Below are 18,675 nucleotides of genomic sequence, written 5' to 3'. Positions count from 1 at the left end.
AGCGGCGAACCGTTCCGGATTAGTCGGAGACCTTGGCGGCCGCTTCGCCGATGAGGTCGACGTAGTCGGCCGTCAGCGAGTTCGGGATCGACAGCGGGCTCGGGTTGGCGGCGGCGGAAAGCGGCGCGTTTGCCAACGGGAGGACTACCACGGAACCGTCGGCGACCGCAGGGATCCGCGACAGCAGCGGGTCGGCCTGCATCGTCGCCAGCGTCGTGTCGTCTCCGTAGGTCACGAGGACGTCGAGGTCGTTGAAACGCTCGATCTCCTCCGTGCTGTTCGTGATCCAGAACTGGTCGGTGCCCTTCGACTGCTCGGCGACCGTCGCGGCGGGCTCCATGCCGAGGTCCTGCAGGAACAGCTGGCGCGGATCCTGCTCGGAGTAGAAGCCGATCTCGGCGAGGTTGGTCGCGTCGAACGAGCTGAACATGACGGTCTTGTCCGCGATGTCGGGCTGTCCCGCGGTGAGGTCGCCGAGCTGGGTGGTGAGGTCGTCGACGAGGGTCTCGGCCTCGTCCTTCAGGCCCAGCGCGGTGCCGTTGATGACGGTGAGCTCCTGCCAGGTGGTGCCCCACGCGACGTCGGGGTAGGCGACGACCGGCGCGATCTTGCTGAGGGTCTCGTACTCCTCCTTCGTCATGCCGGAGTACGCAGCGAGGATGACGTCGGGCGCCGTGTCGGCGATCGCCTCGTAGTCGAAACCGTCGGCCTCGTCGAAGAGCACGGGGGTCTCGGCGCCCATCTCCTCGAGCTTGTCCTCGACCCAGGGGAGGATGCCGTCGCCGTCGTCGTCGCCCCAGGTGACGGCGGGCATGCCGACCGGCACGACACCGAGGGCGAGCGCCGCCTCCTGATTGGCCCAGGACACCGTCGCGACCCGCTCGGGCTTGCTCTCGATCGTCGTCGTACCGAACGCGTGCGTGATGGTGACGGGGAACGCGCCGCCCGCCGTGGTGGCGCCGTCCGAAGACGTCGTCCCGGCGGGAGCGGCGGCCGTGGTGGCGCAGCCGGTGAGGAGGAGGGCGGATGCTGCGGCGAGGGCGAACGCAGTGCGGATGCGAGGCACAGAGGTCTCCTGGGAAAGTGATTAGGGTCGCCTAACCTTACAACGAACCTGGGGCGGGCGGAAACTTAGGAACCCATCCGGGACCGGCCTGATCGTCCTTGATCCGCGCCGTATACTGGGGGTTTGGCCACTCGGCCGCCTCCCCAGGAAGAACGGACGTCTGCTGTGCTCGCCGTGCACGATCTCGAGATCCGCGTCGGTGCGCGCACCCTCATGTCCGATGTCTCCTTCCGCGTCTCGCCGGGCGACAAGATCGGTCTCGTCGGCCGCAACGGGGCCGGCAAGACCACCCTGACGAAGGTCCTCGCCGGCGACCTGCTGCCCGCGGACGGCAAGGTCGACCGCAGCGGCGAGCTCGGATACCTGCCGCAGGACCCGCGGTCGGGCGACCCCGAGATGCTCGCCCGCACCCGCATCCTCGACGCCCGCGGACTCGGCTCCCTCGTCATCGGCATGCGCGAGACGGCCGACCAGATGGCGTCGACGGATGCCGCCGTCGCCGACCGCGCCATGCGGAAGTACGCCTCGCTCACGGAGCGCTTCGAGGCGCTCGGGGGATACGCGGCCGAGGCGGAGGCGGCGTCGATCGCCCACAACCTCTCCCTGCCCGACCGGATCCTCGATCAGCCGTTGAAGACGCTGTCGGGTGGACAGCGGCGACGCATCGAGCTCGCCCGCATCCTCTTCTCCGACGCGCAGACGATGATCCTCGACGAGCCGACGAACCACCTCGACGCCGACAGCGTCGTGTGGCTGCGGGAGTTCCTGAAGGGGTACAAGGGCGGGCTGATCGTGATCAGCCACGACATCGACCTCGTCGGCGAGACGGTCAACCGGGTGTTCTACCTCGACGCCATGCGTCAGGTCATCGACGTCTACAACATGAACTGGAAGAACTACCTGCGTCAGCGTGCGGCGGACGAGGAGCGGCGCCGCAAGGAGCGCGCGAACGCCGAGAAGAAGGCGACGGCACTGCAGCAGCAGGCTGCGCGCTTCGGCGCGAAGGCCAGCAAGGCCGCCGCCGCCCACCAGATGGTGGCCCGCGCCGAGAAGCTGCTCGCCGGTCTCGACGACGTCCGTCAGGACGACCGGGTCGCGAAGCTGCGGTTCCCGAAGCCCGCGCCCTGCGGCAAGACGCCGCTCATGGCGAAGAACCTGTCGAAGTCCTACGGCTCGCTCGAGATCTTCGCGGGCGTCGACCTCGCCATCGACCGCGGGTCCCGCGTCGTGGTCCTCGGGCTCAACGGCGCCGGCAAGACGACGCTGCTGCGCATCCTCGCGGGCGTCGACAAGGCGGACACCGGGATCATCGAGCCCGGTCACGGGCTGAAGATCGGGTACTACGCGCAGGAGCACGAGAACCTCGACGTCAGCCGCTCGGTCCTCGACAACATGATGTCGGCCGCGCCGGACATCACCGCCACCGAGGCGCGCAAAGTGCTGGGCTCCTTCCTGTTCACCGGCGACGACGTGCTGAAGCCGGCCGGGGTGCTCTCGGGCGGCGAGAAGACGCGACTGTCCCTGGCGACGCTCGTCGTCTCGTCGGCCAACATGCTGCTGCTCGACGAGCCCACGAACAACCTCGACCCGGCCTCCCGTGAGGAGATCCTCGGGGCGCTCGCGCACTACGAGGGCGCGGTCGTGCTCGTCTCGCACGACGAGGGCGCCGTGGAGGCCCTGAACCCCGAGCGTGTGCTGATCCTGCCCGACGGGGTCGAGGATATCTGGGGTCGCGACTACATCGACCTCATCACCCTGGCCTGACGGACGCCCGCCCGCCACGGTCAGCGGGCGTCGAGGAGCTCGTCCTCGGCCTCCATGTCGCGGTCGCGCCGTCGCTGCGGCCGGGAAGGGCGCGTGCGCCCGCCGTCTTCCTCGTCCTCGCGCCGGTGTCGGATCTCGGTCCGGATCATGTACCAGATGAAGGCGAATCCCATGACGGCGAAGAGGATCCACTGGATCGCGTACGAGAGGTACGGGCCCGGGTCGGCCGACGGATCCTCCAGCTGCTGCGGGCGTTCCGCCGGCGCGGGGGTCTCCTCGGTCATCAGGACGTAGGCGGAGTCGATCATGTCGCCTGCCTGGCCCGTCATCTGCGCGATGAGGGTGAGATCTATCGTGGCGACCTGCCCCTCGGGGGCGGAGCGACCCTCGCGCACTGGCGGCTCGCCGGGCTGCAGGCGGCCGACGACGGTGACCTCGCCCGTCGGCGGCGCGGGGACGCGGTCGGGCTCCGGCTGGTCGTCGCCGGGCGGGACCCAGCCGCGATCGATCACGACCACGCGACCGTCGTCCGTCCGGAAGGGCACGAGGACCTCGAAGGCGCTCGTGCCGCCGTGGGGTCGGTTGCGCACGAGCAGCGTCCGATCCGTGAGGTACTCACCGCGGATCTCGACGGGACGCCACTCGTCGCTCGCGACGAGGTCCTGCCCGGCGGGGATGAGGTCGCGGAGGGCGACCGGCTCGCGCGAATAGTTGTCGGCGACGAGTGCGAGCTCGGCATCCCGTTCCGCGTTGCGCGAGAACTGCCAGTTCGACAGGAACGCGCAGGCGATCGCGAACACGATCGCCATGGCGACGTATCCGCTCCAGCGCAGCGCCGTGTCGCGGTTCACGAGGCGGGTGCGGTGTCGAGCGCGAGGACCTCGACGGGGAAGCTCCGCGACGCGAGGTAGTCGCGGAGGAACCCGACGTGGTCGGGGCAAGCGGTCCACACCTTGCGCCGGTCGGCCGAGTGGATGCGGGGGTTCCGCCACACGACCTGCCACTGCGCGTCGGCGCGGCATCCCGCGCGCGAGCACTGCGGGCTGGTCATCGCTCCTCCCGGGGCGGGGTCTCCTGGATCCTGATCACGTTCTCGTCCGGTTTCGGCGGGGGAGCGGATGCCGTCGGTGCCGCGTCGATCTCGCGCGACGGGCGTTCGGCCACGACGACTTCGTCGCCGTTCCCGACGTTGGCCACGACCACGGCGAGGTAGGGCAGGACTGCAGCGCCGGCCGCGAAGATCCAGGTCTGCCACCCGTACGGGGTGACGGTGACCATCAGGATGAAGCAGACCACGCGGACGGTCATCATGATGACGTAGCGACGGGTGCGCGAGCGTGCGTCGACCTCCGGCGCCGTGGCGAGCGAGGTCGCGGACGGTGTCGAGTCGTGCTTGGTGCGGCGGGACGTGGGAGGGCTCCTAGGAGATCTGGCCCATGGACGGGATCGAGGCGGCGATCGCGATGGCCGCGATCACCCAGATGAGGATCAGCAGCAGCCAGAAGCCCGTGCCGATCCAGCCGATGATGGTGCCGGCGACTGCCATGCCGCGGCCGTTCTCACCGGAGGTCTTGAGCTGCTTGAGCGACATGTGGCCTGTGATGACACCGGCGATCGAACCGATGAGGGGGATGAACGTCACCCCGGCGATCGAGGCGACGAGCGAGATGATCGCGAGGACGTTGTTGGGCCGGGGCGGCGCGTAGCCGTAGGCGGGCTGCCCGTAGGGCTGCTGCCCGTAGGCGGGCTGAGCGTACGGCTGCTGGCCGTAGGGCGGCTGCGCGTAGGGCTGCGGCGTGCCGGTCTGCTGCTCGCCGTAGGCGGGCTGGGCATGCGCGGCGGGCGGCGCGTACGGCGGGGCGGGCGGGTACGAGGCGCCCGCGGCGGGCGGGGCCGGCGGCACGTCGGAGGGCTGCGGCGGGGTGTTCGTGGCGTCGGTCACGTCCGTCTCCTTCAGGCGAGGTGACCCCCAGCCTACCCGCCGTGCGCGCCGCTAGGCTGGTGCGGTTCACCCGGCTCGGAGCAAGGAGAAACATGTCCCACGAGCGCGTCGTCCTCGTCACCGGAGGCAACCGCGGCATCGGCCGCGCGATCGCCGAGCGATTCGTCTCGGAGGGCTACACGGTCGCCGTGACCGCTCGATCGGGCGAGGGGCCCGAGGGGACGCTGACGGTCCGGGCCGACGTCACCGACGCCGCCTCCCTCGATGCCGCGTACACCGAGGTCGAGCAGCAGCTCGGCCCCGTCGGGGTGGTCGTCGCGAACGCCGGGATCACGAAGGACACGCTGCTGCTGCGTATGACGGAGGAGGACTTCGACTCGGTCGTCTCGACGAACCTGGGCGGCGCCTTCCGTGTCGTCAAGCGCGCCGCCAAGGGGATGCTGCGGGCCAAGTGGGGCCGCGTCATCCTCATCTCCTCGGTCGTCGGCCTCTACGGCTCGGCCGGGCAGATCAACTACTCGTCGTCCAAGAGCGCGCTCGTCGGCTTCGCCCGCTCGCTGACCCGCGAGCTCGGGTCGCGGGGGATCACGGCGAACGTCGTCGCTCCGGGTTTCATCGAGACCGACATGACCGCAGCCCTCCCCGAGGACACGCAGGCGGAGTACAAGAAGAACATCCCCGCGGCGCGTTTCGGGGCCGCGGACGAGGTCGCCGCCGCCGTCGTCTGGCTCGCCTCCGACGACGCCGCTTACATCTCGGGCGCGGTCATCCCGGTCGACGGCGGCCTCGGCATGGGCCACTGACGGGTATCAGCGCACCGCTTCGATGATCCGCCGCGCCAGCTCGTCCGGCGCGGAGAACTGGGGCCAGTGACCGGTCCCCAGCCGGACCACCTCGGCTTCCCCGATCGCGGCGAATTCCGCGGCGAACGCGCCCCAGGCCGTCACCGCCTCGCGGAACGCCGCCTCGTCCAGGGACCCCATGAGGAGGGTGACGGGGACGCGGTGACGGTCGGTGCCCTCGAGCACCAGCGGATCGGTCGGGACGTGCCGGGGAACGGATGCCGTGAGCGGCGCCGTCCGCCGACGGGTCGCGTCGTCGAGGTCATCGACGTCCTCGGCATCGAAGAACTCCCAGCCGGGGAACGGGACGACGCCGTCGACGAGGGGGAACTCCGAGATGTCGGCGCCCGGAGGCGGAGGCGTCGTGTCGACGAACACCACCCGCGTCACCCGGTCGGCGCGGCGATCGGCGGCGCCCCACGCGACGTTCCCGCCGCCGCTGTGACCGACGAGCACGACCGGACCGTCGATGCGGTCGATCTCGTCGACGACCGCGTCGACCCAGTCCGCGAGACGGACCTCGGATGCCGGGGCACCCACACCCGGCATCGTGAGCGGATGTGGGGAGTGACCCGCGTCGCGCAGGGCGGGGGCGACGTCGTCCCATGACGCGGCCGTCAACCAGAGCCCGGGGATGAGGATGATGTCCATGGCCGCGACGCTACCGGCGGTCGCCGACATCCGGCGGTACCCCGGTGTCGGATCAGGGGAGGAGGGGGATGAGGGCGGCGAGATCGACCGGACCGATGACGAGGTCGGCACGACGGCGGACGGCGGGTTTCGCGTTGAACGCGACACCCAGGCCCGCGGCATCCATCATCAGGAGGTCGTTCGCCCCGTCGCCGACTGCGATGGTCGCCGCCGGCGCGACCCCGTACGTCCGCGCCCACTCGCGCAGCGCCTCGGCCTTGCCGGCCGCATCGACGATCGGACCGTCGACGACGCCGGTGAGCGCGCCGCCCGAGACCGCCAGCCGGTTGGCTCGCCAGACATCGACGCCGAGCGAGGGGGCGACGGTGTCGAGGATCTCGTGGAAGCCCCCCGACACGACGGCCGCGACGCCGCCTCGGTCGTGGATCGCCGCGATCAGCTCGTGCACGCCCGGCGTCGGCTCGACGCGCGACAGCACCCGTGCGAAGGCGGCGACCGGGACGCCGGTCAGCTCCCGCACCCGGGAGCGCAGACTCGTCGCGAAGTCGACCTCACCGCGCATCGCCGCCTCGGTCGCGGCGGCGACCTCCGCACCGCGGCCGGCCTCATCGGCGATGAGCTCGATGACCTCGTTGCGGATGATCGTGGAATCGGCGTCGAACACGACGAGGAATCGGGCGTCAGGCACCCGACCACGCTAGCGGCTCCGCCGCCGAGACCCCGCGCTCAGGAGGTGATGCGGATGTTCTTCCCCACGACGGTGAGTCCGCTGTCGGTGACGGTGAACCCGCGCGACAGATCGAGCTCGCGGTCGACGCCCACCGTGGCACCGGGTTCGATCACGACGTTCTTGTCGAGGATCGCGCGGTGCACACGTGCGCCGGCACCGACGCTCACGTGGTCGAAGAGGACCGAGTCGGTGATGGTCGCACCGCCGCCCGACAGCGTCCACGGACCCAGCACGCTCCGCTCGAGATGCGTGCCCGAGAGCACGCAGCCCAGCGACACGATCGAGTCGATCGCGTTCCCGATGCGCCCCATCCCGTCGCGGACGAACTTCGCGGGCGGCGAGTTCACCGACTGCGACCGGATGGGCCAGTCCATGTTGTACAGGTTGAAGACCGGCAGTGCGGAGATGAGGTCCATGTGCGCGTCGAAGAACGAGTCGATCGTTCCCACGTCGCGCCAGTAGTCGCGGTCGCGGTCGGTGGAGCCGGGCACGTCGTTGCGCTTGAAGTCGTAGACCGCGGCCTCGCCCCGGGAGACGAAGTAGGGGATGATGTCGCCGCCCATGTCGTGGTTCGAGGTCGGCAGCTCTCCGTCGGCCTCGACGGCCTCGATCAGCGCGTCGGTGTCGAAGACGTAGTTGCCCATAGAGGCGAGCACCTCGCCGGGGCTGTCGGGCAGCCCGGTCGGGTTCTGCGGCTTCTCGAGGAAGTCGCGGATCGTGACGCCGTCGGCGGGGTCCACGTCGATCACACCGAACTGGCTGGCCAGCGAGATTGGCTGACGGATGCCGGCCACCGAGGCGCGCGCGCCCGAGGCGATGTGCGCCTCGATCATCTGCTGGAAGTCCATGCGGTACACGTGATCCGCGCCGATGACAGCGACGATGTCGGGTTTCTCGTCGTGGATCAGGTTGAGGGACTGGAGGATCGCGTCGGCCGACCCGGAGAACCATCGTTTGCCGAGCCGCTGCTGTGCGGGCACGGAGGTGACGTAGGCCCCGAGCAGCGCCGACATGCGCCACGTCTGCGACACGTGACGGTCGAGGCTGTGCGACTTGTACTGCGTCAGGACGACGATCTGGCGGAGCTCGGAGTTGATGAGGTTCGAGATCGCGAAGTCGATCAACCGGTACTGCCCGCCGAAGGGGACGGCGGGTTTCGCGCGGTCCTGGGTGAGCGGCATGAGTCGCTTGCCCTCGCCACCGGCGAGGACGATACCGAGGACCTTCGGGGATGCTGGCATGTGCTCACACTATGTGTCTTTCGGAGGGTCCGACCAGGACTGTGACGCCGTGTCCCGGTGCCCTAGAGTTCGGTCCATGCGCGTCGACATCGTCACGAAGGAATACCCGCCCGAGATCTACGGCGGAGCCGGTGTCCACGTGACCGAGCTCGTCAAGGCGCTGCGCTCCCGGATGGAGGTCCAGGTGCGCGCGTTCGGCGCGGAGCGTGACGAGGCCGACACGACCTCGTACGCGGCCCCGACGGGTCTGTCGGGCGCCAATCCCGCGCTGCAGACGCTCGGGACGGACCTGGAGATCGTCGGCGACATCGCGGGAGCGGATGTCGTGCACAGCCACACCTGGTACGCCAACTACGCCGGCTTCCTCGCCTCGATGCTCCACGGGGTGCCGCACGTCGTGACCGCGCACTCCCTCGAGCCGCTGCGTCCGTGGAAGGCCGAACAGCTCGGCGGCGGCTACGCGCTCTCGAGCTACGTCGAGAAGACCGCCTACGAGAACGCCGCCGCCGTCGTCGCCGTGAGCGACGGGATGCGGCGCGACATCCTTCGCAGCTACCCTTCCCTCGACCCCGCCAAGGTGCGCGTCATCTACAACGGCATCGACGTCGACGCCTGGCAGCCCCGCGAGGACCCGGAGCTCCTGTCGCGATGGGGCATCGACCCGTCCCGGCCGTCGGTCGTCTTCGTGGGGCGCATCACCCGCCAGAAGGGTCTGCCGTACTTCCTGCGCGCCGCCGAGCTCCTGCCCCCCGAGGTGCAGCTCATCCTGTGCGCCGGGGCTCCCGACACGCCAGAGATCATGGCCGAAGTCCAGGGACTCGTCCAGCAGCTCCAGCGCAGCCGGGAAGGGGTGGTCTGGATCGAGGAGTTCCTCCCGCGCCCGGACCTGTGCGCGATCCTCACCTCCGCGACGACGTTCGTCTGCCCGTCCGTCTACGAGCCGCTCGGCATCGTCAACCTCGAGGCGATGGCGTGCGGCGCGGCCGTCGTCGGCACGGCGACCGGCGGCATCCCCGAAGTCGTCATCGACGGTGTCACCGGTCGCCTCGTCGAGATCGAACAGGTCGAGGACGGCACCGGGACACCCGTTGATCCGGAGAAGTTCGTCGCCGACCTCGCGGCGACCCTGACCGAGGTCGTCTCCGACCCGGAGCGGGCACGCGCCTACGGCAGGGCGGGCCGGGAGCGCGCGGCATCCGCTTTCAGCTGGGAGGCGATCGCCGACGAGACCGCGGCGCTCTACCGCGAGGTCGTGGCGGCCGCTCGGGAGGGCTCCGGCGCTCGATAGGCTGGGGCCATGCCTCAGGTGCTCGAACTCGCCGACGTCGTCGTCCGCCGCAACGCCCGCAACATCGTCGACGGGATCGACTGGACGGTCGAGTCCGACCAGCGCTGGGTGGTGCTCGGCCCCAACGGCGCCGGCAAGACGACCGTGCTGCAGCTCGCGGCGACGCTCGTCCACCCCACCTCCGGCGCCGTGACCGTCCTCGACGAGCGGCTCGGGCGCACCGACGTCTTCGACCTGCGCCCGCGGATCGGTTTCGCGTCGTCGGCGATGGCCAAGCGCGTGCCCCAGGACGAGACGGTGCTCGACGTCGTCCTCACGGCGGCCTACTCGGTCCTGGGCCGGTGGCGCGAGGACTACGAAGCGATCGATGAGCGCCGTGCGCGTCGCGTGCTGGGGGAGTGGGGTCTTGCGGACCTCGCCGACCGCACCTTCGGGACGCTCTCCGACGGTGAGCAGAAGCGGGTGCAGATCGCCCGTGCCGTCATGACCGACCCCGAGCTGCTGCTGCTGGACGAGCCGACCGCGAGCCTCGACCTCGGCGCCCGCGAGGAGCTGCTGTCCCTCCTCGGCGGGTACGCCCGGGAGGAGTCGACGCCGGCCATGATCATGGTCACCCACCACGTCGAGGAGATCCCCGTCGGCTTCACGCACGTCCTGCTGCTGCGCGAGGGAGCCGCGGTCGCGCAGGGGCCGATCGCCGAGACCCTCACGGCGGAGAACCTCACGGCCACCTTCGGTCTGCCCATCACGCTGACGGCCGAGGACGGCCGGTTCGCCGCGCGCGCGGCATCCTGATAGAATCTTGCGTTGGCGCGCTCGCGCCGCAGACTTCCACCCGCATCTGGCAAAATCCAGGGCACTTCGTGAGGAACCCAATGAAGACTGACATCCACCCCGAGTACCGCGCCGTCGTGTTCCGCGACCTCGGCTCCGGCGAGACCTTCCTGACCCGTTCGACGGTCTCGAGCGACAAGACGATCGAGCTGGACGGCGAGACCTACCCCGTCATCGACGTCGAGATCTCGTCCGCCTCGCACCCGTTCTACACGGGCAAGCAGCGCATCATGGACTCGGCCGGCCGCGTCGAGAAGTTCAACCAGCGCTTCAAGAACTTCGGCAGCAAGTAAGCAGCCGTCACCGAAGGCCCCGCTCCGGCGGGGCCTTCGTCGTATCCGCGGACGGTGCCGTGCGAGACTGCCCCCATGCGTCGACCACACCTCCTCGCCGTCCTCGTCCCGGTCCTCGTGGCCGGGGCGCTCTCCCTGGCGGGATGCGCGACCGGGTCTTCGCCCGCCGCGAGCCCGGGCGGCGATGCCCCGAGCCCCACGGTGACGGCGGCGTGTCCCGTCCAGCCGCACGCCGAGCTGCCGCCCGAGTGCGCGCCCTACGATCCCGACGCTGCGATGGAGGCGAACGAGGCCTATCGGGATCGCTTCCCGCTGACGGACGACCAGGAGGATGCCGCGGCTCCGGTGGCGGATCGTGTCCGCGCCGGACTGGAGGAGCTGCGCGGCGCCGGCGGATTCTCCGAGGCGGAGGTCGTGGACCTGCTCGTCGCGGAGGGGCTGGCCGGTGTCCAGTCCCGCACCGGGGCCGGAGACGTGCTGTTCGGCGCGATGACACCCGCGGGGGCGTGCGTCCACGGTGCGCTCGAGGCGGAACGCGTGACCGTCGAGGTCGGCGGCATCATCCAGGACGGCGGGTGCCTGCCGGCCCAGTGAGCCGGGCGTTCAGCGGATGGGCCAGCTGCCGTCGACGTCGGCGTCGATCCGCCCGATGCGCACGAAGTACTCGCTGAGACTCTCGGCCTGCGCCCGCGCCCAGGAGATCTGCTGCGTGTGCAACTCGTCCGCGGAGATGTCGAGGTCGAACCGCGCGGCGATGGCTTGGGCGACGCGGCCCGCGGCGATCGCGTCGGCGGCCGCGTCGTGTGCGCCCTCGAGCATGACGGCGTAGTGGGCGGCGACGACCTCGAGCGTGCGCTTGCCGCGCCGGTACCGGTCGTACGTCTTGTCGACGACCAGGGGATCGATGACCGGGGAGGGGGCCTCGATGGGGGTCACCCCGTGGCGGAGGCCCTCGTACTTGAGGAGGGAGAAGTCGAACGGTGCGTTGTAGGCGACGACGGGGATGCCGGCCGCGAAGAGGTCCCGCAGCGACGCGGTGACCTCGGCGACGACCTCCGCGGCGGGGCGGCCGTCGGCGCGGGCCCGCTCCGTCGTGATCCCGTGGACGGCGGTCGCGCCGGCGGGGATCGCCACGCCGGGGTCCGCCAGCCAGGTGCGGGCGTCGATCACGGCGCCGGACGCGTCCAGGACGCCGACGTGAGCGGTCACGATGCGGTCGGACCGTACGTCGACGCCGGTCGTCTCGAGGTCGAACACGCCGAGCGGACCCGCGCACGGACCCGCGGCGGTGAGCGGTGCGGGCGCCGGGGCGTCGCCCCACGTGTCGTCGTCCCACAGCGGAGTGTCGTGCCAGGCGCCCATGCTCCGACGCTACGATCCGGGTCGGACATCGACGCGGATGACGCGCCGCCGGCGGGGAGGTGCGCCCCGCGCTCGTAGACTCGTCGGGTGACCGCCGCGAACCCGTACGCCGAGCGACTCGACGCCATCCCCGTCGCGCGGCACGACGTGACCGTCGCGGGGACCCGGACGGCCTACTGGACCTACGGACCGGATGACGCGGCCACGACGATCCTCGCCGTCCACGGATTCCGGGGGGAGCACCACGGCCTCGAGCCGGTCGTCGCCTTCCTCGACGACGTGCGCGTCGTCTCACCCGACCTGCCGGGGTTCGGCGAGACCCCCGCCATGCCCGGCCGGCACGATCTGGCCGGCTACGCTGACTGGCTCACGGCCTTCGCCGCCGCGGCGGCGCCGGGAGCCGTCGTCCTGGGGCACTCGTTCGGGTCGATCGTCTCGGCGGCCGCCGTGGCCCGCGGGCTCCGGGCGCCGCGGCTGATCCTCGTGAACCCCATCGGCGCACCGGCACTCGAGGGACCCCGCGGCATCCTCACCCGTCTCGCGATCTTCTACTACCGGGCCGGAGCGCGCCTGCCGCGCCGCCTCGGCGACGCGCTGCTGCGGAACCCGCTCATCGTGCGGGTCATGAGCATCGCGATGGCCAAGACGCGCGACAAGGACCTTCGCGCCTTCATCCACGACCAGCACGACACCTACTTCTCGCGCTTCGCCGATCGGGACACCCTCTCCGAGGCGTTCGTCACCTCGGTGTCGAACGACGTGCGGGCCGCGGCCCCCGACATCCCGGTGCCGACGCTGCTCGTCGCCGCGGAGAACGACGACATCACGCCACTGTCGGCGCAGTACGCGCTGCAGAAGCTGTTCCCGCACGCGGAGCTCGTCGTGATCCCCGGTGTGGGGCACCTCATCCACTACGAGACGCCGCAGGCTGCGGCATCCGCCGTCAGGCGCTTTCTTCGGCCTTCCGGCGCCGATACGCCATGACGTTCATGCGGTTGCCGCAGTTGCCGGTGTCGCAGTAGCGCTTCGAGCCGTTCTTCGAATAGTCGATGTAGACGGCCTCGCAGTCGTCGGCCGAGCACACCCGCACGCGGTCGAACTCGTCCGAGCGGATGACGTCGACGAACGCCATCGCGACCTCCACGGTGATGCGCGTCGCGAGCGGCGCCGCGTCGTCGGTCGCGTGGATGTGCCAGTCGTAGGAGTCGTGGATGACGAGCTGGGGGAGTGCCTTCCCCTCGCGCAGCATCGCGTTGACGATGGGCACCGCCGCCACCCGGTCGCCGGCCCACAGCATCCGCAGCCGTGTGCGGGCGGCACGCAGCTCGGACAGTTCGACGTCGTCCCGGCGGATCACGCCGCTGTAGGGGAACTCCTGCAGGAACGCGCTCAGGTCGTCGAGGGTCGCCAGCCTGTCGACGCCCTCGCCGTCGATCTCGGGGAGGGAGTTCACCAGCGCCGTCGCGGCGCGGAGCGAGATCTCGGTGTCATGGATGAACATGGTCTTGACTCCTGACGCGGGGGATCGCTACTGTCACCAGTGTAATGACGCTTAGGTCATGACTCACGGACCGCACCCCCGAGGACGATCGATGACGCACACCGCGCCCGTCCGGCTCGCCGCCGGCCCCGCCCCCGTCGTGCGGCGCACGCCTTCGAGCGGACTGCTGCTGGCGGTCACGAGCGCGCTGACGTTCTCGATCAGCGGCCCGATCGCCAAGCCGCTCCTCGAGGGTGGATGGTCGCTCGCGGCCGTGCTGGCGATCCGGATGGGTGTCGCGGGCCTCGTCCTCTCGCCCGCGCTCGTTCGCACGCTCCGCCGCCGCCCGGACTTCCTCCGGGTGCACTGGCTCTCGCTCGTCGCCTTCGGGCTCATCCCGGTGGTGGGATGCCAGGTCTTCTACTTCTCGGCCCTGCAGCGGATGCCGGTGGGCGTCGCCCTGCTCATCCAGTACCTCGCGCCGGTCATGCTCGTCCTCTTCGTCTGGGCGAGGACGCGCCGCGCGCCGTCGCGCACCGTCCTCATCGGGTCGGTCGTCGCCATGGCCGGCCTCGTCCTCGTCGTCGACATCTCCGGTGCGCGCTTCGATCTGCTCGGCACGGTGTTCGCCCTCCTGGCGGCGGTGTGCGCGTGCGTGTACTTCGTCATGAGCGAGCGCACCGGGGACGACCTGCCGCCGCTCGCCCTGGCGGCCGGAGGGTTGCTCGTCGGGACGGTGACGATCCTGGCCCTGGCGGGTGTCGGCATCCTGCCCCTCCGGGTGTCGGGCGCGCCGGTGGAGATGCTCGGGATGAGTGCTGCGCCGCTGGTCCCGCTGCTCTTGGTGGGAGTGTGCACGGCCCTGGGGTACGCGTTCGGCGTCATGGCGGTCCCGAGGATCGGGTCGCGGCTGGCCTCGTTCGTCGGGCTCTCCGAGGTGCTGTTCGCGCTGAGCTTCGCCTGGCTGCTGCTGGGGGAGGCGCCGGCGCCGGTCCAGTTCGTGGGTGGCGCGCTCATCCTGGTGGGCGTGGTCCTCGTCCGTGTCGAGGAGCGCGCGCCCGCCGATGTCAGTTCCCCCGCCGAGCCGCTGCCAGGAGAGGTCGGACCCGGTATCCGATGACCTCGCCCATGGCGAGGGAGGTCTCGGTGCGCTCGACGCCGTCGATCGCGAGGATGCGCGCGTCGATGTCGAACAGGTGCTGCGTGTCGCGCGCCGCGACCCGCACGAGCAGGTCGACGGGTCCGCTCAGTCCGTGGCACTGGACCACTTCGGGGATCTCCTGCAGTTCGTCGGTGATCCGCGGCAGATCCGCCTGGCGCACCTGGACGTGCAGGATCGCGTCGATCGCATAACCCAGCGCGGAGGGCGACATCGCCCGCTCGAACGAGAGGAAGACCCCCGATCGCTCGAGCTTGGCCATGCGGGCCTGGACGGTGTTGCGGGAGAGCCCGAGTCGCTCGGCGAGCGCGACCACGGTGGCACGGTGGTCCTCGGCGAGGGCGTTCAGCAGCTCGAGATCCACGTGGTCGAGGGCGCTCATAGTGCCACACCATAGCAGGGGGTCGCGCCGCCGCTTACGCATCCTGCTCAATGTTGCGCGTGATGCTTGAGCGAGGTGCGATGTCGGCATACTCTCGCAGCATCCGGCGACGAAGCCGGTGTTCTGCGCCGGCCACCCGTCCACAAGACGCGTGTCCGCGATCAGAGAGGGACGATGATGACCGACACTCTGACCCCCGCCGCGTCGGTGGCGAGCGACACCGAGGACGTGGCCCGTCTTCTCGACCACGAGGGCCGCCGCGTCCGCGACGAGCGGCTCGACCCATGGGCCGCCGACGTCGACGCCGCGATGCTCCGTCAGGTTTACCGCGACATGTTCCTGACCCGCCGCCTCGATGCCGAGGGCGTCGCGCTGCAGCGCCAGGGCCACTTGGGCCTCTGGGCGCCGGCGCAGGGTCAGGAGGCCGTGCAGGTCGGCACCGCCTGGGCCTGCCACGACGACGACTTCCTCTTCCCCAGCTACCGCGAGATCGGCATCGAGGTCGTCCGCGGCGTGAAGCCCCGCGACTTCGTCATGGTGTGGCACGGCGCCGAGCACGCCAGCTGGGACCCCGCCGACGTCCACGTCGCGAACCCGCAGATCATCATCGGCGCGCAGAGCCTCCACGCCGTCGGGTACGCCATGGGCATCCAGCGCGACGGCGGCGACCAGGTCGCGGTCGCCTACTTCGGCGACGGCGCGACGAGCCAGGGCGACGTCAACGAGGCGATGGTCTTCGGCTCGGCCTTCGGGGTGCCCGTTGTGTTCGTCTGCTCCAACAACCAGTGGGCGATCTCCGAACCCGTCGGACTGCAGTCGCGGACACCGATCGCCGGCCGCGCGCCGGGCTTCGGCATCCCGAGCCTGCGGGTCGACGGCAACGACGTTCTCGCGTGCATCGCCGCGATGCGCTGGGCGGCCGACCACGCCCGGAGCGGCCGCGGTCCCGCGTACCTCGAGGCCGTCACCTACCGCGTCGGACCGCACACCACCTCGGACGACCCCACCCGCTACCGCGACGCGGACGAGGTGGCGTACTGGCGGGCGCGCGACCCCCTCGCCCGGGTCGAGGCGTACCTGCGGTCCCTCGGTGCGTTCGACGACGCCTTCGCCGAGGCGTTGACGGCGGATGCCGACCGCTTCACGGCGGCGATGCGCAGCGCCGTCGTGGGGGCCGCCGCCCCCGAGCCGCTGCGGGTGTTCGACCACGTGTACGCGGAGCCCCACAGCGGGCTCGACGAGCAGCGCGCCGGGTTCGCCGCCTACCTCGACGGCTTCGACGAAGGAGGGGCGCGATGACCGAGCTCACGATGGGGAAGGCCCTCACCGCCGCGATGCGTCGCGCCATGACCGATGACGACCGCGTGCTCGTGATGGGGGAGGACATCGGCCGCCTCGGCGGCGTGTTCCGCATCACCGACGGTCTGCAGGCCGAGTTCGGACCGCGCCGCGTGGTCGACACCCCGCTCGCGGAGTCCGGCATCGTGGGGACCGCCGTCGGCCTCGCCTTCCGGGGCTTCCGGCCGATCGTCGAGATCCAGTTCGACGGATTCGTCTACCCCGCCTTCGACCAGATCGTCAGTCAGGTCGCGAAGCTGCACTACCGCACGCAGGGACGCGTGAAGATGCCGATCACGATCCGCATCCCGTGGGCCGGCGGCGTGGGGGCAGCCGAGCACCACTCCGAATCGCCCGAGGCGTACTTCGTCCACACCGCGGGTCTGCGCGTGGTGGCCGTGTCGAATCCGCAGGACGCGTACACGATGCTCCGTCAGGCGATCGCGAGCGACGACCCGGTCGTCTTCTTCGAGCCGAAGCGGCTCTACCACTCCAAGGGCGAGGTCGACCTCGACGGCGACATCGCCGACGCGCCGCCCCTCGGTCTCGCGCGCGTCGTCCGGGAGGGCACCGACGTCACGATCGTGACGTACGGCTCGCAGGTGACGACGGCGATGGATGCCGCGCTCGCCGCCGAGGACGAGGGGCTGTCGCTCGAGGTGATCGACCTGCGGTCGCTGTCGCCGGTCGACTACGGGACCGTGGCGGCCTCCGTCCGGCGCACGGGTCGTGTCGTGGTCACGCACGAGGCGTCCCGCGAGGCCGGTGTCGCCGCCGAGGTGATCGCGAGCATCACGGAGAAGTGCTTCCACTACCTCGAAGCGCCGCCGCTGCGGGTGACCGGGCACGACGTGCCGTACCCGCCGGCGAAGCTCGAGCAGCACCACCTGCCCGACCTCGACCGGATCCTCGACGCCGTCGACCGCGTCATGGGGCGTGCCGGGATGCCGGAGGTGACGGCGTGAGCACCGACTTCCGACTTCCCGACCTGGGGGAGGGTCTCGTCGAGGCCGAGATCGTCCAGTGGCACGTCGCCGCGGGTGACGAGGTCACGCTGAATCAGACGATCGCCGAGGTCGAGACGGCCAAGGCCGTCGTAGAACTCCCGTCCCCCTTCGCCGGCACCGTCTCGGCGATCCGTCACGCCGAGGGCGACGTCGTCCCCGTCGGCGAGGTGCTCATCTCGTTCGACGTCGAGGGATCGGATGCCGCGGCCGCCGAGACCGCGGAGAAGCGCGAGCCCAATCTGGTCGGCTACGGGGCGGCGCCCCGCAGCACCGCCCGCCCGCAGCGGCGGGCTCGGGCGGGGGCGGCGGGCGACGCCGTCGATCTGGCCGTCCGCGAGGCCGCGCCGCACGACGCGATCGCGCCGAGCGCCCCCGAGCGCGAGCCGCGCGAGCGCCCCCGGTCCACGCCGCCGGTGCGCAAGCTGGCCCGCGACCTCGGGGTCGACCTCGACCTCGTGGCCGCGAGCGGGGTGGACGGTCTCATCACGCGCGACGACGTCGAGGCCTACGCCGCCCGCACGGCCACGGCGACCCCCGAGGCTCCGCGCGGGCCCGTGCCGCCGACCGCGGCACCCGTCGCCAGCGCGGCCGGCGACGAGCGCATCCCGATCCGCGGGGTGCGCAAGCACACGGCCGACGCGATGGTGCGCTCCGCGTTCACCGCCCCGCACGCGGCGACCTTCCTCACCGTCGACGTGACGGCATCCGTCGCCTTCGTGGCGGGTCTGCGGGCCGACGCCCGCTACGCCGAGCGCAGGGTCGGGATCATGGCGGTCGCCGCGAAGGCGGTCTGCCTCGCGCTGCGCCGCACGCCGGAGTTGAACGCGACGTGGGACGACGCGGCGGGCGAGATCGTCCGCTTCGCGAAGGTCAACCTCGGCATCGCCGCGGCGACCGAGCGCGGACTCGTCGTTCCGTCGGTGAAGGATGCCGGCGGGATGCCGCTCCTCGAGCTCTCCGACGCGATCCGCGCCCTCGCGGAGACGGCGCGGGCGGGCAAGGCCACTCCGGCGGACCTGTCGGGCAGCACCTTCTCGATCACCAACTACGGGGTGTTCGGCGTCGACGCCGGCACACCCATCCTCGTGCCGGGGGAGGCCGGCATCCTAGGTCTCGGAGCGGTGCAGCGCCGGCCCTGGGAGCACGAGGGCGGCGTTGCGCTGCGCGACGTCATGACGCTGAGCCTGTCGTTCGACCACCGGCTGGTCGACGGCGCCGAGGCGGCTCGTTTCCTCACCGACGTGGGCGACGTCCTGCGCGACCCGGCCCGGGCGATGGTGTTCGCATGAGCCTGCC

The 18,675-nt window shown here is 71.0% G+C and carries 22 protein-coding genes; 11 read left to right on the top strand and 11 right to left on the bottom strand.

All coding sequences use genetic code 11. The features are described from left to right. Positions 1–19 precede the first annotated feature (19 nt). Positions 20–1,066 (bottom strand): iron-siderophore ABC transporter substrate-binding protein, encoded by a 1,047-nt coding sequence (locus AYL44_RS05950; RefSeq protein WP_064002274.1) that lies wholly within the window; start codon positions 1,064–1,066, stop codon positions 20–22. Between the two features lie 165 nt (positions 1,067–1,231). On the opposite strand from AYL44_RS05950, the gene AYL44_RS05945 reads away from it, so the two are divergent. Next, on the top strand, positions 1,232–2,830 hold the full coding sequence (locus AYL44_RS05945) for an ABC-F family ATP-binding cassette domain-containing protein (RefSeq protein WP_064002273.1): 1,599 nt from the start codon (positions 1,232–1,234) through the stop codon (positions 2,828–2,830). Between the two features lie 20 nt (positions 2,831–2,850). Here the strand turns inward: AYL44_RS05945 and AYL44_RS05940 are convergent, their stop codons facing one another. The 4 genes from AYL44_RS05940 to AYL44_RS14835 all read right to left on the bottom strand — a co-directional run bounded on the left by AYL44_RS05940 (position 2,851) and on the right by AYL44_RS14835 (position 4,772). After that, the gene (locus AYL44_RS05940) at positions 2,851–3,681 is read right to left on the bottom strand and encodes an SURF1 family protein (RefSeq protein WP_064002272.1); all 831 of its coding nucleotides are present in this window, start codon (positions 3,679–3,681) and stop codon (positions 2,851–2,853) included. Further along, positions 3,678–3,881, bottom strand: a complete 204-nt coding sequence (locus AYL44_RS05935; RefSeq protein ID WP_064002271.1) for a hypothetical protein — start codon at positions 3,879–3,881, stop codon at positions 3,678–3,680. The genes AYL44_RS05940 and AYL44_RS05935 overlap by 4 nt, the downstream gene beginning before the upstream one ends. Next, on the bottom strand, positions 3,878–4,141 hold the full coding sequence (locus AYL44_RS05930; RefSeq protein WP_064002270.1) for a DUF3099 domain-containing protein: 264 nt from the start codon (positions 4,139–4,141) through the stop codon (positions 3,878–3,880). Before AYL44_RS05930 ends, AYL44_RS05935 begins: the two co-directional genes overlap by 4 nt. 109 nt (positions 4,142–4,250) lie before the next feature. Beyond that, complete coding sequence (locus AYL44_RS14835; RefSeq protein WP_064002269.1) at positions 4,251–4,772, bottom strand: DUF4190 domain-containing protein; 522 nt, start codon at positions 4,770–4,772, stop codon at positions 4,251–4,253. Positions 4,773–4,864: 92 nt separating this feature from the next. Between AYL44_RS14835 and fabG the strand changes: the two genes are divergently transcribed. Beyond that, entirely contained in the window at positions 4,865–5,575 is a 711-nt protein-coding gene (fabG, locus tag AYL44_RS05920) for a 3-oxoacyl-ACP reductase FabG (protein ID WP_064002268.1), read from the top strand. Between the two features lie 6 nt (positions 5,576–5,581). On the opposite strand, the gene AYL44_RS05915 is transcribed toward fabG, so the two are convergent. From AYL44_RS05915 to glgC, 3 genes are read right to left on the bottom strand one after another with little or no spacing between them, the layout of a single operon-like run. Beyond that, entirely contained in the window at positions 5,582–6,265 is a 684-nt protein-coding gene (locus AYL44_RS05915) for an alpha/beta fold hydrolase (protein ID WP_064002494.1), read from the bottom strand. Between the two features lie 52 nt (positions 6,266–6,317). After that, positions 6,318–6,953, bottom strand: coding sequence for a phosphoserine phosphatase SerB (serB, locus tag AYL44_RS05910; RefSeq protein WP_064002267.1), 636 nt, complete (start codon positions 6,951–6,953; stop codon positions 6,318–6,320). Between the two features lie 38 nt (positions 6,954–6,991). Continuing rightward, complete coding sequence (glgC, locus tag AYL44_RS05905) at positions 6,992–8,236, bottom strand: glucose-1-phosphate adenylyltransferase (RefSeq protein WP_064002266.1); 1,245 nt, start codon at positions 8,234–8,236, stop codon at positions 6,992–6,994. A 76-nt stretch (positions 8,237–8,312) separates the two neighbouring features. Here glgC and glgA point away from each other — a divergent pair, with 76 nt between their 5' ends. From glgA to AYL44_RS05885, 4 genes are all read left to right on the top strand, one after another. Then, positions 8,313–9,524, top strand: coding sequence for a glycogen synthase (glgA, locus tag AYL44_RS05900; protein ID WP_064002265.1), 1,212 nt, complete (start codon positions 8,313–8,315; stop codon positions 9,522–9,524). Between the two features lie 9 nt (positions 9,525–9,533). Continuing rightward, complete coding sequence (locus AYL44_RS05895; RefSeq protein WP_064002264.1) at positions 9,534–10,319, top strand: ABC transporter ATP-binding protein; 786 nt, start codon at positions 9,534–9,536, stop codon at positions 10,317–10,319. 80 nt (positions 10,320–10,399) lie between these two features. Then, the gene (locus AYL44_RS05890) at positions 10,400–10,651 is read left to right on the top strand and encodes a type B 50S ribosomal protein L31 (protein WP_018186539.1); all 252 of its coding nucleotides are present in this window, start codon (positions 10,400–10,402) and stop codon (positions 10,649–10,651) included. Positions 10,652–10,726: 75 nt separating this feature from the next. Further along, positions 10,727–11,245: a hypothetical protein gene (locus tag AYL44_RS05885; protein ID WP_064002263.1), complete on the top strand. Its 519-nt coding sequence runs from the start codon at positions 10,727–10,729 to the stop codon at positions 11,243–11,245. Positions 11,246–11,254: 9 nt separating this feature from the next. On the opposite strand, the gene AYL44_RS05880 is transcribed toward AYL44_RS05885, so the two are convergent. Further along, on the bottom strand, positions 11,255–12,013 hold the full coding sequence (locus AYL44_RS05880; RefSeq protein ID WP_064002262.1) for an exonuclease domain-containing protein: 759 nt from the start codon (positions 12,011–12,013) through the stop codon (positions 11,255–11,257). Positions 12,014–12,100: 87 nt separating this feature from the next. Here AYL44_RS05880 and AYL44_RS05875 point away from each other — a divergent pair, with 87 nt between their 5' ends. After that, positions 12,101–12,997, top strand: coding sequence for an alpha/beta fold hydrolase (locus AYL44_RS05875; protein WP_064002261.1), 897 nt, complete (start codon positions 12,101–12,103; stop codon positions 12,995–12,997). Here the strand turns inward: AYL44_RS05875 and AYL44_RS05870 are convergent. Then, positions 12,957–13,514, bottom strand: a complete 558-nt coding sequence (locus AYL44_RS05870; RefSeq protein WP_064002260.1) for a CGNR zinc finger domain-containing protein — start codon at positions 13,512–13,514, stop codon at positions 12,957–12,959. The two genes, AYL44_RS05875 and AYL44_RS05870, sit on opposite strands and share 41 nt — an antisense overlap. Positions 13,515–13,605: 91 nt before the next feature. On the opposite strand from AYL44_RS05870, the gene AYL44_RS05865 reads away from it, so the two are divergent. Beyond that, positions 13,606–14,613: an EamA family transporter gene (locus AYL44_RS05865; protein ID WP_064002259.1), complete on the top strand. Its 1,008-nt coding sequence runs from the start codon at positions 13,606–13,608 to the stop codon at positions 14,611–14,613. Here the strand turns inward: AYL44_RS05865 and AYL44_RS05860 are convergent. Further along, a complete protein-coding gene (locus AYL44_RS05860; protein WP_064002258.1) occupies positions 14,561–15,034 on the bottom strand; it encodes an Lrp/AsnC family transcriptional regulator in 474 nt (157 codons plus the stop codon). The genes AYL44_RS05865 and AYL44_RS05860 overlap by 53 nt on opposite strands. A 177-nt stretch (positions 15,035–15,211) precedes the next feature. Between AYL44_RS05860 and pdhA the strand changes: the two genes are divergently transcribed. The 3 genes from pdhA to AYL44_RS05845 are packed head-to-tail and all read left to right on the top strand — an operon-like array spanning position 15,212 to position 18,668. After that, complete coding sequence (pdhA, locus tag AYL44_RS05855; protein ID WP_064002257.1) at positions 15,212–16,333, top strand: pyruvate dehydrogenase (acetyl-transferring) E1 component subunit alpha; 1,122 nt, start codon at positions 15,212–15,214, stop codon at positions 16,331–16,333. Further along, positions 16,330–17,337 (top strand): alpha-ketoacid dehydrogenase subunit beta, encoded by a 1,008-nt coding sequence (locus AYL44_RS05850; RefSeq protein WP_064002256.1) that lies wholly within the window; start codon positions 16,330–16,332, stop codon positions 17,335–17,337. The genes pdhA and AYL44_RS05850 overlap by 4 nt, the downstream gene beginning before the upstream one ends. Then, positions 17,334–18,668 carry a dihydrolipoamide acetyltransferase family protein gene (locus AYL44_RS05845; protein ID WP_064002255.1) on the top strand — a complete coding sequence of 445 codons (1,335 nt, stop codon included), beginning with the start codon at positions 17,334–17,336 and terminating at the stop codon, positions 18,666–18,668. The genes AYL44_RS05850 and AYL44_RS05845 overlap by 4 nt, the downstream gene beginning before the upstream one ends. The last annotated feature ends 7 nt before the right edge of the window (positions 18,669–18,675 follow it).

Origin of the sequence: Microbacterium oleivorans (assembly GCF_001644225.1) — a bacterium.
Classification (GTDB): domain Bacteria; phylum Actinomycetota; class Actinomycetes; order Actinomycetales; family Microbacteriaceae; genus Microbacterium; species Microbacterium gawkjiense.
Note: the sequence above shows the minus strand (reverse complement) of the source record. Positions and strands in the feature narration are given on the sequence as shown.

Bases quoted from the DNA above. Each gene is read 5' to 3' on its own strand.
- AYL44_RS05880 (WP_064002262.1), bottom strand. From the start codon at position 12,013: ATGGGCGCCTGGCACGACACTCCGCTGTGGGACGACGACACGTGGGGC.
- AYL44_RS05870 (WP_064002260.1), bottom strand. From the start codon at position 13,514: ATGTTCATCCATGACACCGAGATCTCGCTCCGCGCCGCGACGGCGCTG.
- AYL44_RS05865 (WP_064002259.1), top strand. From the start codon at position 13,606: ATGACGCACACCGCGCCCGTCCGGCTCGCCGCCGGCCCCGCCCCCGTC.
- AYL44_RS05890 (WP_018186539.1), top strand. From the start codon at position 10,400: ATGAAGACTGACATCCACCCCGAGTACCGCGCCGTCGTGTTCCGCGAC.
- pdhA (WP_064002257.1), top strand. From the start codon at position 15,212: ATGACCGACACTCTGACCCCCGCCGCGTCGGTGGCGAGCGACACCGAG.
- fabG (WP_064002268.1), top strand. From the start codon at position 4,865: ATGTCCCACGAGCGCGTCGTCCTCGTCACCGGAGGCAACCGCGGCATC.
- AYL44_RS05885 (WP_064002263.1), top strand. From the start codon at position 10,727: ATGCGTCGACCACACCTCCTCGCCGTCCTCGTCCCGGTCCTCGTGGCC.
- AYL44_RS05850 (WP_064002256.1), top strand. From the start codon at position 16,330: ATGACCGAGCTCACGATGGGGAAGGCCCTCACCGCCGCGATGCGTCGC.
- glgC (WP_064002266.1), bottom strand. From the start codon at position 8,236: ATGCCAGCATCCCCGAAGGTCCTCGGTATCGTCCTCGCCGGTGGCGAG.
- AYL44_RS05915 (WP_064002494.1), bottom strand. From the start codon at position 6,265: ATGGACATCATCCTCATCCCCGGGCTCTGGTTGACGGCCGCGTCATGG.
- AYL44_RS05895 (WP_064002264.1), top strand. From the start codon at position 9,534: ATGCCTCAGGTGCTCGAACTCGCCGACGTCGTCGTCCGCCGCAACGCC.
- AYL44_RS05930 (WP_064002270.1), bottom strand. From the start codon at position 4,141: ATGATGACCGTCCGCGTGGTCTGCTTCATCCTGATGGTCACCGTCACC.
- glgA (WP_064002265.1), top strand. From the start codon at position 8,313: ATGCGCGTCGACATCGTCACGAAGGAATACCCGCCCGAGATCTACGGC.
- AYL44_RS05935 (WP_064002271.1), bottom strand. From the start codon at position 3,881: ATGACCAGCCCGCAGTGCTCGCGCGCGGGATGCCGCGCCGACGCGCAG.
- AYL44_RS05860 (WP_064002258.1), bottom strand. From the start codon at position 15,034: ATGAGCGCCCTCGACCACGTGGATCTCGAGCTGCTGAACGCCCTCGCC.